We start from the raw sequence: 315 nt of genomic DNA on the forward strand, positions 1-315 counted from the left end.
GGGGTGTGATGCTCAGCCTCCCGTCGATCCCTGCTGAAACCGCGCTGTCCGATCATTCCAAATGGGGGGCTTAGCCGGCTTCAGGCATCCAGCGGACTTCATGCCCCCAGCCGATAGGCGTTCTTGGCGACACCAGCCGCGGTGGAACCGATGTTACCACTGGCTGTTGCGCAACCGACGTCCCGCACGTGCTCACTGGAGAACACCATGGTGACCGATCCGAAGAACGATGCCCCGCAGCCGCTGTAGCAGCAGGACATGCCGGGCTCAATCGCCAAAATGAACCCGCCTTCCGACCATGATGAGGACAGGTGC

The 315-nt window shown here is 61.9% G+C and carries 1 protein-coding gene; it reads right to left on the reverse strand.

The window, feature by feature from the left end; translation table 11 throughout:
• Positions 1-98 precede the first annotated feature (98 nt).
• Positions 99-315: hypothetical protein (locus N826_RS45130; RefSeq protein ID WP_211099530.1), on the reverse strand; the 217-nt coding region annotated here is incomplete at its 5' end.

Source organism: Skermanella aerolata KACC 11604 (assembly GCF_000936425.1).
Classification (GTDB): domain Bacteria; phylum Pseudomonadota; class Alphaproteobacteria; order Azospirillales; family Azospirillaceae; genus Skermanella; species Skermanella aerolata.